The sequence below is a fragment of the Lentilactobacillus kisonensis DSM 19906 = JCM 15041 genome, from assembly GCF_001434135.1.
Classification (GTDB): domain Bacteria; phylum Bacillota; class Bacilli; order Lactobacillales; family Lactobacillaceae; genus Lentilactobacillus; species Lentilactobacillus kisonensis.
The window spans coordinates 1-266 of the sequence record NZ_AZEB01000113.1 but is presented as its reverse complement, the minus strand read 5'-3'; the positions used below and the strand labels follow the sequence as shown (position 1 = coordinate 266).

The window sequence follows — 266 nt, the reverse complement described above, 5'->3', positions numbered from 1 at the left end:
GGCATCACTGGCAACTTGGTTGCCATCACTGGCCGCGGCTGCATCACTCGTTGGATCGGCAGCACTTTGCGCATCACTGGCCGCACTGGCTGCAGAATTAGCGGCACTCGTTGCTTTATTCGCATCCGAGACAGCCGAAGCGGCGGCCTTCTTGGCATCACTCGCCGCACTAGCGGCTTTATTTGCGTCACTTTGTGCCGCTGGGTTCTTCACAGCCGCATCACTCGCCGCTTTATCCGCCGCATCACTAGCAATCTTGGCATCAC

At 58.3% G+C, this 266-nt stretch carries 1 protein-coding gene; it reads right to left on the bottom strand.

Annotation, left to right across the window (positions count from 1 at the left end; all coding sequences use genetic code 11):
• Window positions 1-266: hypothetical protein (locus FC98_RS14960; protein ID WP_056949762.1), on the bottom strand; the 266-nt coding region annotated here is incomplete at both ends.